Here is a 12,444-nt window from a genome sequence, read left to right as displayed (position 1 = left end):
CGCATTGCAATTATACCATGGGTATTGACAGACCGATTGAATGAGAAAGGGCATAAAATACAACTATTATTTAATCTTAAAAATAATTATACGAGGAGGATACAATCATGCTTGTAAAAGATATCATGACGACTCATGTGGTCACCATCAACCAGAACCAGACGCTGCTGGAGCTGCAGGGACTGATGAGCGATGATAATATCCGCCGCGTTCCGGTTGTGAATGACGCGGGGATGGTTGTAGGGATCATTACGGACAAGGACGTACGGATGGCCTCTCCTTCTGAAGCCAGTACGCTGTCCCGTTATGAAGCATCGTATCTGTTAAGCCGCATTAAAGTAAAAGACGTGATGACCCATAACGTAAAGACGATATATGCCGATGCAGATTTGGGGGACGTGGCTTCCCTGATGTATCAGGACCAGATCAACTCCGTACCGGTTATGAATGAAGAAAATAACCTGTGCGGCATTGTAACGGATACAGATGTTTTCCGTGCACTGGTGGACATCTTCGGGTTGGGCCAGCATGCCTCCCGTATTACCATTGACGCTTCTGACAAACCCGGGGTTTTGGCTGAAGTAGCGAAGATGTTTGCCGACCAGGGAATCAATATTTTATCCTGTGTGACCAGCGAAACCAAAACGCCGGGGGAAAAGGAAATGACCATTACAGCCGATCTGTCCCAGAGTGGTATGGGTATCATTGAAGAAATCCGGGAAGCCGGTTTTAATGTTACCAATATTTCTACCGGCAGGGCCAAATAAAATGATTGCCAATGTTGAGTTTAAGATTGGCGATGTGGTGAGGATGAAAAAGCCCCATCCCTGTGGGTCTAACAACTGGGAAATTACCCGTACGGGAATGGATTTCGGCATCCGTTGCTGCGGCTGTGGGCATCATGTGATGATACCCCGCACCAAATTTGTGAAAGCAGTGCGGGAAGTGTTGCCGAAAGAAGAAAAGTGAAATCTAAATACAAAATAAAAAAAAGAGAGGCCCCCTTCATTTTAAAAAATGTTGGGGGTCTCTCATATTTGATAGCTGACAAAAAAAAGACATAAACATAATACTAAAAAAACACAAACATATTTTATCATAATATTGAAGGCTTTTGGATGAATGTTTTTCGTTAAAAAATGACGGACAATCTGCAGTTTTATAAAAGGCGATAAAGGAGACCAGCGATGATACGAAGACTTGTGACGAAAAAAACAGTGGCAGCATTTCTTATCACAGCATTTTTTGGGGTAACTCTTTCTGCTGCAGAAGCGGCTCCATCTAAAAAGCATGAAGGATATCTGTATCCGTCTCAGCAGCAGAATCAACAACATAGCAGACCGTCTGTGCAGAAGCCGCGCCCGACGATGCAGCAGCCGAGGCCGGGTTCACAACGTCCGACGATACAACGGCCCAAACCGAGTTCGCCGCGCCCGACGATGCAGCAGCCGAGGCCGGGTTCGCAACGTCCGACGATACAACGGCCCAAACCGGGTTCGCCGCGCCCGACGATGCAGCAGCCGAGGCCGGGTTCACAACGTCCGACGATACAACGGCCCAAACCGGGTTCGCCGCGCCCGACGATGCAGCAGCCAAGGCCGGGTTCGCAACGTCCGACGATGCATCGGCCCAAACCGGGTTTGTCACGCCCGACGATGCATCAACCGAAACCTAAAGAAACAAGGAGTAAAAGCCTGCGTCCGAAAATTCAACAATCAAAACACGACGTTGCAAAACCAACGGTACATGAGGCGAAGCAAAACGTTACAAAACCAAAGGTTTATGAACCGAAACATGATGTCACAAGACCAAAGATGCACGAACCGAAGCAAAAAATTGTGAAACCGGATATGCATAGACCCAAATATTGGAAACACAGAAAACCGGGACCTAGAAAAGATCTGCTTCGCCCGCCTGTTAAACGGACCTATGAAAACATGCATGTATGGCGCCGTGCCCCAAAACCGCCAAAAGATCATTGGTGGAATCACAGGCCGGCTCACAGACCGGGGCGCTACAGGGGGTATTACAACGGTATCTACTATTCGGATGTGTTGTCCGCACTTTTAGCTGCAGAGATCATACATTCTACGTATATTACCGAACCGGCCCGTGTGATTTATTATGAGAAAGATTCAGCCAGTGCCTTTATTCCCAAAGAAGCAATCAAATATAAAGGACATCACTATCTGGTGTTCTCCGATATCGGTAATTCTATGGAAGATGCGCAGCAGTTCTGTGAATCCATAGGCGGTCATTTAGCATCGGTGAGCGATGACGGAAAAAATGACCGCCTATACCGGCTGATCAATGACAGCGGCTATGATAACGAATACTTTGAGAAATTCGGACATTACCGTATGATTCCTGGCGAACCCGTTACCTATGTAAAAGCGGATACGGACAGCAGTTCCGGAGAAGAGGAACTGTTTTATGGATTGTATTACTGGAACTATAAGAACCTGCGGGAAAACGGTATAACCGACGGCACAGGCGGGAATGCCTTCGTCTGTGAATGGGACAGATGACGTTGCGTAATTAAAACGTATTAATGAATATAAAAAATAATAATCCATAAAAAAGTACCGGTCTGCAAATGTAATCGCAGCCGGTACTTTCAATCTTTTCTGGATTAGTCTTCTTCCAATACGCCTTTCAGGTCTTTGTTGGTCATGGCGCAGACGCAGGAGTCGGACCACACGTTTTCCGCTGTCTCAATCATGTCAATGATCGTGTAAATAGGAAGGATAACGCCCATGATGCCGATGGACGCACCTACCGAACTCATCAGGGACAGGGTCAGGAAGTAGCAGCCCATGGGGACGCCGGCGTTGCCGATGGCAGCCAGCACCGCTACGAACAGCCAGGAAATCATGGCACCCATGGTCAGGTTCATGCCGGAATTCTGCATCACAAATAAGGAAGTGACCAGGATGAAAGCGGCACAGCCGTTCATGTTGATGGTGGTGCAGATGGGCAGCACGAAGCGGGATACCCGGGGATTGACTTTCACGTTCTGTTCAGCGGAAGCCAGGGTTACCGGCAGGGTGGCGGCGGAGCTTTTGGTAAACAATGCAACCGCCAGGGCCGGGGACATCTTTTTCATGATATCTACCGGGTTCAGGCCCCGGACCAGCAGGAACAGCGGAAGCACGATGAAGAACTGGAGCAGGTTGCCGCCGATGACAACCGCGGTGTATTTGCCCAGCGCGCCTACGATAACGCCGGCTTCAATCTGGGCGGCCAGCTGGCCGGCAAATGCTAAAATGCCAACAGGGAGCACATACAGGATAGCACGGATCAGGGTGAACAAAACTTCCTGCAGGCCATTGATGCCTTTCAGCAGCACTTCCCGGTTTTCCGTTTTCGGCATAAAGGCCAGGGCCAGGCCCACAGCGGCAGCGATGAACAGCACAGACAGCACGTTGCCGGACAGGAAGGGATTTAAAATATTATTGGGAACTACGGAAAGGAAATGATCATAGTAAGAAAGCTTTCCTAAATTCTGGGGAACCTGCGCCGCACCTGCGCTTACCACGTCGGCAGGCAGGTTGCCCGGAGCGATCCAGAGATATAAAGCCAGGCCTACGGCAGCGGAGCAGATGGTAGTCAGTAATGTATAAACCAGCGCATGGGCGAAGATACGCTTCGTGTCTTTTTTGGCGCCCAATGCCGACAGTGTGGTGATGACTGCCAGCGCAATGGTGGGCACGGCGATGAACTGGAACATGCGGGTGAAGATAGTGGCAATAAAATTGAACAGCTCGTTCAGGGAGGGATTGTTCATCCAGCCCAGTGCGCCGCCGATTACCAGTGCCGCCATCCACAGGATAAACTGTTTGCCGTTGCTTTGTTTCCGGCTTTCTTCAATGATCTCTTTGGCTTTGGCATCTACCTGGGCAGATTTTTCTTTATTTGTCATGATAGGCTCCTCTAACAAGTAATTTTTGAAAACTATGTATAGTATAGTCCTTTATTTTTTCTTATGTCAATACAATATTAAGAAAAAACTAAGGAAAATTATATCGGACCGACACAATTTTTTTGTTTTTATCTGTATCTGCCGGGAATTGAAGGTTGGACGATTTCCTATAATATGGTAAAATAAAGAGTACTGTCAAAGGGGGAAACTGTCGTGAAACAACCATTAGTGGAGGCAATGGAACAGTACTTGCAGGAACAGGTGTATCCGTTGCATACGCCGGGCCATAAAGGCGGCCGGGGCATGGCGGAACCGCTGCGTTCCCTGCTGGGTTCCACCGCATTGCGGCTGGACGTTTCCCTCATGAACGAACTGGACGATATACACGCGCCTTCCGGTTGCATCAAAGCAGCGCAGGAAGAGGCGGCAAAGTTATATGGCAGTGACGCCTGCTTCTATTCGGTGAACGGGACAACGGGCGCTATCCATGTCATGCTGATGACGGCGCTGCAGCCGGGCGATAAAGTGATGGTGCCCCGGAATGCCCACCGCAGCGTGATGGGCGGTCTGATTTTGGCAGACGCGGTGCCCGTTTATGTGCAGCCGGCTTATGTAAAAGAGTTTGGCATGCAGGGGCAGGTTACGCCGGAGCAGGTGAAAGAAGCGTTTACGCTGCATCCGGATCTTAAAGCGGTGCTGCTGACCTCTCCCAATTATTTTGGAATGGCTGCGGACGTGAAACAGATTGCGGAGATTACTCACGCTAATCATGCAGTGCTGCTGGTGGATGAGGCGCACGGTCCCCATCTGGGATTCCATGAAAAGTTCCCGCCTTCCGCCATACAGTGCGGCGCGGATATGGCTGCCCAGAGTACGCACAAGATCACTGGTGCGATGACCCAATGTTCCATGTTGCATGTGAAAGGAACACGGGTTGATCTGCAGCATGCGGCAGATGTAATGAGTTTGCTTACGACAACAAGTCCTAATTATCTGCTGATGGGGTCTCTGGATGCCGCCAGGGCTCAATTGGCCGATAAGGGTGCTTCTATGATGGAGGATGCGTTGCGGGCGGCGGATCTTTTACGCCTTGCATTAGAAAAGATTCCGGGACTGCGGGTAATCCGTCCGGAAGATGTGGCTGGCAGATACGGAATTTCCGCTTTGGATAAAACAAAGGTAACCATAAATCTGAAAGAGTGGGGCATCAGCGGCGTTACCGCCGGGGAAGCCCTGCGCAAAGAGAAAATAGCAGTAGAACTGGTGGACCCGCAAAATGTTTTGTTCCTTGTGACGTATGCGGACTGGGTGCCGGTGCAGTGGCAGGATACGGTGAACCGGATCTGCAGAACATTGCAGAAACTGTGCCCGGTGCAGAATCTGCTGGAAGCCAGATCTGTGGAACGGGTCAAAATACTGGAAAAGGAAGCTTTGAAAAGAGAGCAAGCGCAGCAGGCAGAAATTCCGGTGACGGAAGCCGCATTGCCTATGCGGGATGTGTTTTACGGAAAAAAGAAAACAATACCGTTGGAAGAAGCAGGCGGGCACATCTGTGCCGAGCCGGTAAGCTTTTATCCGCCGGGCATTCCCGTGATTTTGCCCGGGGAACGGTTTACGGATAAGATGATTGAATGGTGCTCACTTATGAAACAGCAGGGCCTGCCTGTCAGCGGTCCGGCGGATGTTTCCCTGCAGACGGTGCGGGTGCTGGACGAATAACCTGTCAAACAGAGGTGCAGATTATGAAAAAAGGTTTTTTTATTACCATGGAAGGCGTAGACGGAAGCGGCAAGACGACCCAGCTGCAGCTGACGGCCAGGTACCTGCTGGACCGGGGCTATGAAGTGGTGACCACACGGGAACCAGGGGGTACGAAACTGGCGGAACGGATCCGCAACGTAGTGCTGGATGCGGACACCGCTGTGAATCCGAGGACGGAAGTGCTGTTATATCTGGCAGCCCGGGCAGAGCATGTGGAAAAAGTCATTAAGCCTGCGCTGGCAGCAGGTAAAATAGTGCTATGCGACCGCTTTGCCGATTCCACAATGGTGTACCAGGGGTTTGTCCGGGGCATTGAGACTGACAAAGTGAAGGCTCTTTGCCAATTTGCTGCGGACGACGTACAGCCGGAACTGACGATCCTGCTGGACGCTGCGCCGGAAGCACTGTTGCAGCGCAGGGCCGACCGGGGTGTGCAGGACCGTTTTGAACAGGAAGGCCTGGACTTCCAGAAAAAAGTGCGGACAGGTTTTTTACTGCTGGCGAATGCCGATCCGGAACGCATTAAGAAAGTATCTGCACTGCAGAATACAGACGCAGTGCAGGCAGAGATTCGGAAAATATTAGTGGATGCCGGATTTTAAACTGTTTACAGGTGCAACATGTTTGACCAAATTGTAGGGCATCAACAGAATAAGGATTTTCTGGCACGGTTTCTCAACCGGGAAGAGCGGCCTCATGCCCTGTTGTTCTATGGACCGGAGGGAATCGGCAAGTGCCTGCTGGCCAAAGAGTTTGCCAGGGCGTTTCTGTGCCTGGGCTCTGCGCAGGGGGCGCGACCATGCAACCACTGTGAAAGCTGTCGCCTGCTGAATTTTGAGACCGGAAACTTTGCCCATCCGGATTATCTGTATTTTGATCCCATGACAGATGAGGAACAGGAAAAGAAAAAAACAAAAATCATTTCCGTAAACCAGATCCGCAGCCTGATCAAACAGTCTGCATTCGGGCCCACACTGTCAAAACATAAGATCTGTATTATTAACGAGGCGGACACGATGAATACGGAGGCGGCCAATTCGCTGCTGAAGCTGCTGGAAGAACCGCCGGACAGATGGTTTTTCATTCTGGTGGCCTCTTCTGTCAGCCGCCTGCTGCCCACGATTTTGTCCCGGGTGATCCAGGTGCGGTTCACGCCGCTTTCTGTGGAGGAAACAAAAAAAGCGCTGCTTCATAAAGAAATTCCCGAAACCGAAGCGGACCTGCTGGCGCATCTGTCCGATGGGTCGTTAGGACAGGCGCTCCGGTTCCGGGAAGAACGAATCGTTGACTTCCGCAACGCGGCGCTGAAATATGTGGCGGAGTTTCCCATGCAGGCTCCTATGACCTATCTGCTGACGGAGGATTACTTTTCTGATGTAATCCCCTCTACAGGCGGCAATGAGCAGCTGCAACAGTTTGCGGCTATGACCGTATCCCTGTTGCGGGACCTGCTGTTTGTGAAAAACGGATTGCAGGGACAGGTTTTTAATGTAGATGCATTGCCCCAATTACGGAAAATAGCAGAAAAATGGGATGCAGGGCGGCTGCATCAGGCAACGGAGGCGGCACAGGAAGCCGCGGCCGCTGCTGTGCGGCGGGCCAACACAAAAAGTGTGCTGGACAAGATGACCTTTACGATAAATACATGCTGCGAAGGGAGAATATAGCATGAAGAAAGTTGTTGGGATACGTTTTAAGAAAACGTGCAAGATATATTATTTCGATCCGCTGGATATTGAATTTGTGCCGGGAGACCACGTGATCGTGGAAACGGCCCGTGGCATGGAATACGGAACGGTGTCCATCGGCACCCGGGAGATTCCGGAGGAACAGATCAAAGCTCCGCTGAAACCCATCATCCGCAAGGCAACGCCGGAAGATGAAGAAACCGTGGTCCAGAACCAGGTGCGGGAACGGGAAGCGTTTAATATCTGCCAGCGCCGCATCCAACGCCACGGTCTGGAAATGAACCTGGTGGATGTGGAATTTACGTTTGATGTCAATAAAATCATTTTCTATTTTACGGCAGACGGCCGTATTGATTTCCGGGAGCTGGTCAAAGACCTGGCTTCCGTATTCCGTACCCGTATCGAACTGCGGCAGATCGGGGTCCGGGACGAAGCCCGGATGGTGGGCGGCATCGGCAGCTGCGGACGGCCGCTGTGCTGTGCAAGCTGGCTGGGAGACTTTGAACCGGTATCCATCCGCATGGCGAAGAATCAGAACTTGTCTTTGAATCCTACTAAAATTTCCGGCAGCTGCGGGCGCCTGATGTGCTGTCTTAAATATGAAGATTATATGTATGCCAAAGAAAAAGGCAAAGGCGGGCGGCCCAAGAAGGAATATGCGGAAGCGCCCCAGGTTGGTACCATGGTGGCTACCAGCATGGGCAAGGGCAAGGTCACCACGGTGAATAAAGCCAAACACACGGCTACCGTACAGCTTTCCCGTGACAATGTGGTCACCCTGGAATGGGATGAATTGATTGATGCTTCCCAGGCCATGGATGACGATTAAGAAAATGTTATGAACGAAATCAGAGAAGATTATTTGCCGGGCTGCGGATATAAGATCTATCAGGACCCGGCGGAGTTTACCTTTACGACAGATTCCGTCTTTCTGGCCCACTTCCCCCATCTGGTGAATCAGGCGAAGGCGCTGGAATTAGGCTGTGGGACCGGAGCCGTCAGTTTTTATCTGGCAGCCCGGGGCGCAGCGGAAGTGACCGGGCTGGATGTGAATCCCCGGATGGTGGAGCTGTTTAACCGCAGTGCGGAAGAAAATGGGATTGGTCGGCGCGTCCGTGCCCTGCAGTGGGATATCAAAGATGTAAAACAATTTTGCAAAACAGAAACCTTTGATCTGGTCGTTGCCAACCCGCCCTATCGCAACAGCGGGCGGGAACGGGCAATTGGTACGGCAGCCTGCCACGAAAAAACTGCCGTGCTGGAAGATTTTTTTGCCGCTGCATCGTATGCGCTGCACAGCCGTGGCCGCTTCGCCCTGGTACAATTGCCGGAACGGTTCATGGAATCCATGGAGCTGGCCATCAAATACAAACTGCAGCCGAAAAAACTGCAGTGGGTCCATGCATCCGTGGACAAACCGGCCTGGATTTTTTTGCTGGAAATGGTAAAAAACGGAAGCTACGGGCTGGAAGTGCTGCCGCCGCTGATCATGTACAACGCGGACGGGTCGTTGACGGAACAGGCGAAGAAGCAGATGGAAAAAGAATAAAATCCTTTTATTAAAAAATTCCGCTGTAAAAAGATTACGCAAAAACGTTCGTGTTTGCTATTTCACGGACTCATTCGCCTGTGGCTTCGAAACTCGGGGCTTCGCCCCTCAAACAGTCTCGCCACCGCGGCGAATTTCGTCTCCTGAAATGACGCAAACCCACACTATGTTTTGCTTAAATCTTTTTACATCAAAAGACTTTATTAAAAAGTATTTATAAAATTATTTGGAGATTTTATGCCCGGCACATTATATTTAGTAGCGACCCCCATCGGAAATTTAGGTGATATGACGCCGCGGGCGGTGCAAACGTTGACGGACGCTGATTTAATTGCGGCGGAAGACACGCGGCGAACGCTGCAGCTGCTGAACCATTTTTCCATTAAGGGCAAGCTGATCCATTACGATGAAAACAATAAAGAGAAACAGGGGCCTGTGTTGTTGCAGGAACTGCTGGACGGAAAAAATATTGCCCTGGTGACCGATGCGGGCTTTCCGGGAATTTCGGATCCGGGGGAAGCCATGGCGAAGCTGGCGATAGAAAACGGCGTCGCGGTTGTGCCGGTGCCGGGGGCCAATGCCTGCCTTACTGCACTGGTGGCTTCGGGCCTGCCTTCCACCCCGTTCTTCTTCGGAGCTTTTTTGCCCAAAAGTAAAAAGAACCGGAAAGAGCAGTTGGAAAAATGGAAATGGATCCCGGCTACGGTTGTGTTATATGAAGCGCCCCACCGGATTGTGACAGTGCTGGAAGAAATCCTGGCAATCTGGGGCGACCGGCAGATGGTGTTCGGCAGGGAACTGACCAAGCTGCACGAAGAGTTCTGGCGGGGGACTATTTCCCAGGCAATATCCTATTTAAAAGAAAACCCGCCCCGGGGTGAATTTGTGCTGGTCATCGCCCGGGAAGAGGAAAAACCGGCGGATGAAGAAGAAAAAGACCCGCTGGACGTAGTGAAAGAAAAAATCGCGGCTGGCGTTCCCAGGAAGGAAGCGCTGACCGAAATCGCAAAACAGTTTAAAATTCCCAAACGGGATTTATATAACCGCTTGATTCAGGAGCAGGAAAAAGAGTAAAATATAAGATATAGAAAAATTTTTCTGTTTGCAAAAAATTCTGTTTGCTGGATCATTCAGGAACATGAGAGAAAAATTAATAAAACAGTTAATACTTCTGCAATGCAGATACCTATATTAAAAGGAAGAAGGGCATATTATGGAAAAGAAACCGTTTTTTATTACCACACCGATTTATTATCCCAGTGAGAAGCTGCACATCGGCCACGCGTACTGCACGACCGTAGCGGATTCGATTGCCCGGTATCACCGCGCCAAGGGGGAAGATGTATTTTTCCTCACCGGCAGCGACGAACACGGACAGAAGATCCAGCGCAAGGCAGAAGAGCTGGGTATCACCCCGATTGAATATGTAGATAAGATCGTGGCTACCTTCCAGAGCCTGTGGAAACGGCTGGAAGTAACCAATGACGATTTTATCCGCACCACCCAGGAACGCCACGAAAAAGTGGTGCAGGCTGTGATGCAGCAGATTTACGACCAGGGGGATATTTATAAGAAAAATTACGAAGGCTGGTACTGCGTGCCCTGCGAATCCTTCTGGACCGAACACCAGCTGGTAGACGGCAAATGCCCTGACTGCGGCCGTCCGGTAGAAAAAATGCAGGAAGAAAGCTATTTCTTCAAGATGAGCAAGTACGCGGACCGTATGCTGCAGTACATTGACGAGCATCCGGACTTTATCCAGCCGGTAGCCCGCCGCAACGAAATGATCAACTTCATCAAACAGGGACTGGAAGACCTGTGCGTGACCCGTACGTCCTTTGACTGGGGCATCAAAGCGCCTTTCGATCCCAAGCACGTTGTGTATGTATGGTTCGATGCCCTGCTGAACTATATGACTGCCATCGGTTACAAAGCGGATGACGCTATGTTCAAGAAGTACTGGCCTGCGGATATCCATCTGGTAGGTAAGGAAATCGTGCGTTTCCATTCCATCATCTGGCCCATTATGCTGATGGCCATGGGCGAAGCCATCCCGAAAAAAGTGTACGGCCACGGCTGGCTGGTGGTGGACGGGACCAAGATGAGCAAGTCCATCGGCAATGTGGTGGATCCCAACGGGCTGATCGACGAATTCGGTGCGGATGCCATCCGGTATTTCCTCCTGCGGGAAATCAATCTGGGCAGCGACGGCAACTTCAGCCGTGATGCTCTCATCAACCGCATCAACGCGGACCTGGCCAACGATCTGGGCAACCTGCTGTACCGCACCGTCAGCATGGTGGAAAAATATCACGGCGGCGAACTGAAAAACTGCCCGGCCGCGGTGCAGGATGTAGATACCGCCCTGATCAAACTGGCGGAAAGCACATTGGTTTCCTATCAGGAACATATGGACAAGATGGAAATCAATGATGCCATCAAAGCCGTATGGGCCCTGATTGCCAGTGCCAACAAATATATTGACGACACGGCGCCCTGGAAGCTGGCGAAAGATCCGGCGGACGATGACCGCCTGCATCTGGTGCTGTACAATCTGGCGGAAGTGCTGCGCTTTGTGGCCGTGATGATCGAGCCCTTCATTCCGGGGACTACGCCGGAAATTCTGAAGCAGCTGGGACTTGAAGTGAAGGAACAGAACTTGCTGGAAGATCTGCAATGGGGCGGTATCGCCGACGGAACCAAAGTGGTGAAAGGCGAACCCCTGTATCCCCGTATCGATGTGCTGCCGGACGGCCGTACCCTCATCGGAGCTACCAAAAAATATCCGGGCAAGGTGTACAATCCGGAAACCGGCAAGCATGAGGAGTATCATCCGGAACCGGCCAAAGCAGCAAATACTAAAAAAGAGAATAAGAATGAAAATAAAAAAGCGGATGCGTTAGCGGAAGCCCAGGCCAAGGCGGAAGAAGCCAAGGCCAAAGCGCTGGCAGCCAAAGAAGCGGCAGCGAAAAAAGCAACCTCGGCAGCGGATGCGGCCAGCGACGCGGTAGCAGCGGCGGGTGACGCAGCCAAAGCCGTAGGCGGTGCGGTGCTGGCGGCAGTGGCTTCGGCCCGGGCCCGTGTCAGCGCGGCAGCAGACGATGCGGTGCGCACGGCAACGGAAGTAAAAAATGCGGCGCTGGAAGCAGCCCGCGGTACTGAAGCGCAAAAATCCGCTCCGGCTGCAGACGGAGAGATTACGATTGATGACTTCGCAAAGATCGACCTGCGTGTAGCTAAGATCCTGTCCGCGGAACGGGTGCCCAAGACCGATAAGCTGATGAAGATCCAGGTGCAGCTGGGCGAAGAGGAGCGCACTATCGTGTCCGGCATTGCCCAATATTACACACCGGAAGAACTGGTGGGCCGCAATGTGATCGTAATTAAAAACCTGAAACCCACCAAGCTGCGTGGCATTATGTCGTACGGCATGCTGCTGGCTGCTTCCGACGGGGAAGGGAATCTGGTGCTGGCGGATGCGCCGAATATTAAGAGCGGCAGTAAGGTAAAATAAAGGTTTTCTC

Annotated in this window: 11 protein-coding genes; 10 read left to right on the top strand and 1 reads right to left on the bottom strand. The window is 51.2% G+C overall.

From position 1 onward, the window contains the following. The first annotated feature begins 107 nt into the window (after nucleotides 1–107). The 3 genes from ACZOWY_RS10490 to ACZOWY_RS10480 all read left to right on the top strand — a co-directional run bounded on the left by ACZOWY_RS10490 (nucleotide 108) and on the right by ACZOWY_RS10480 (nucleotide 2,528). Nucleotides 108–767 carry a CBS and ACT domain-containing protein gene (locus ACZOWY_RS10490; protein ID WP_484397242.1) on the top strand — a complete coding sequence of 220 codons (660 nt, stop codon included), beginning with the start codon at nucleotides 108–110 and terminating at the stop codon, nucleotides 765–767. Between the two features lies 1 nt (nucleotide 768). Then, nucleotides 769–969, top strand: coding sequence for a DUF951 domain-containing protein (locus ACZOWY_RS10485; RefSeq protein WP_484397236.1), 201 nt, complete (start codon nucleotides 769–771; stop codon nucleotides 967–969). Between the two features lie 218 nt (nucleotides 970–1,187). Then, on the top strand, nucleotides 1,188–2,528 hold the full coding sequence (locus ACZOWY_RS10480) for a hypothetical protein (RefSeq protein ID WP_484397231.1): 1,341 nt from the start codon (nucleotides 1,188–1,190) through the stop codon (nucleotides 2,526–2,528). Between the two features lie 104 nt (nucleotides 2,529–2,632). On the opposite strand, the gene ACZOWY_RS10475 is transcribed toward ACZOWY_RS10480, so the two are convergent. Beyond that, complete coding sequence (locus ACZOWY_RS10475) at nucleotides 2,633–3,922, bottom strand: dicarboxylate/amino acid:cation symporter (RefSeq protein WP_484397226.1); 1,290 nt, start codon at nucleotides 3,920–3,922, stop codon at nucleotides 2,633–2,635. A 213-nt stretch (nucleotides 3,923–4,135) separates the two neighbouring features. On the opposite strand from ACZOWY_RS10475, the gene ACZOWY_RS10470 reads away from it, so the two are divergent. From ACZOWY_RS10470 to metG, 7 genes are all read left to right on the top strand, one after another. Further along, nucleotides 4,136–5,641 carry an aminotransferase class I/II-fold pyridoxal phosphate-dependent enzyme gene (locus tag ACZOWY_RS10470; protein WP_484397221.1) on the top strand — a complete coding sequence of 502 codons (1,506 nt, stop codon included), beginning with the start codon at nucleotides 4,136–4,138 and terminating at the stop codon, nucleotides 5,639–5,641. Between the two features lie 23 nt (nucleotides 5,642–5,664). Further along, the gene (gene tmk, locus ACZOWY_RS10465) at nucleotides 5,665–6,285 is read left to right on the top strand and encodes a dTMP kinase (protein ID WP_484397216.1); all 621 of its coding nucleotides are present in this window, start codon (nucleotides 5,665–5,667) and stop codon (nucleotides 6,283–6,285) included. An 18-nt stretch (nucleotides 6,286–6,303) separates the two neighbouring features. After that, entirely contained in the window at nucleotides 6,304–7,350 is a 1,047-nt protein-coding gene (locus tag ACZOWY_RS10460; RefSeq protein WP_484397211.1) for a DNA polymerase III subunit, read from the top strand. A 1-nt stretch (nucleotide 7,351) separates the two neighbouring features. Further along, entirely contained in the window at nucleotides 7,352–8,200 is an 849-nt protein-coding gene (locus tag ACZOWY_RS10455; RefSeq protein WP_484397206.1) for a PSP1 domain-containing protein, read from the top strand. 9 nt (nucleotides 8,201–8,209) lie between these two features. Continuing rightward, complete coding sequence (locus ACZOWY_RS10450) at nucleotides 8,210–8,920, top strand: tRNA1(Val) (adenine(37)-N6)-methyltransferase (RefSeq protein WP_484397201.1); 711 nt, start codon at nucleotides 8,210–8,212, stop codon at nucleotides 8,918–8,920. 237 nt (nucleotides 8,921–9,157) lie between these two features. Next, nucleotides 9,158–9,994 (top strand): 16S rRNA (cytidine(1402)-2'-O)-methyltransferase, encoded by an 837-nt coding sequence (rsmI, locus tag ACZOWY_RS10445; protein WP_484397197.1) that lies wholly within the window; start codon nucleotides 9,158–9,160, stop codon nucleotides 9,992–9,994. Between the two features lie 139 nt (nucleotides 9,995–10,133). After that, the gene (metG, locus tag ACZOWY_RS10440; RefSeq protein WP_484397193.1) at nucleotides 10,134–12,434 is read left to right on the top strand and encodes a methionine--tRNA ligase; all 2,301 of its coding nucleotides are present in this window, start codon (nucleotides 10,134–10,136) and stop codon (nucleotides 12,432–12,434) included. Nucleotides 12,435–12,444 lie beyond the last annotated feature (10 nt).

The sequence above is a fragment of the Succiniclasticum sp. genome, assembly GCF_056977735.1.
Note: the sequence above shows the minus strand (reverse complement) of the source record. Positions and strands in the feature narration are given on the sequence as shown.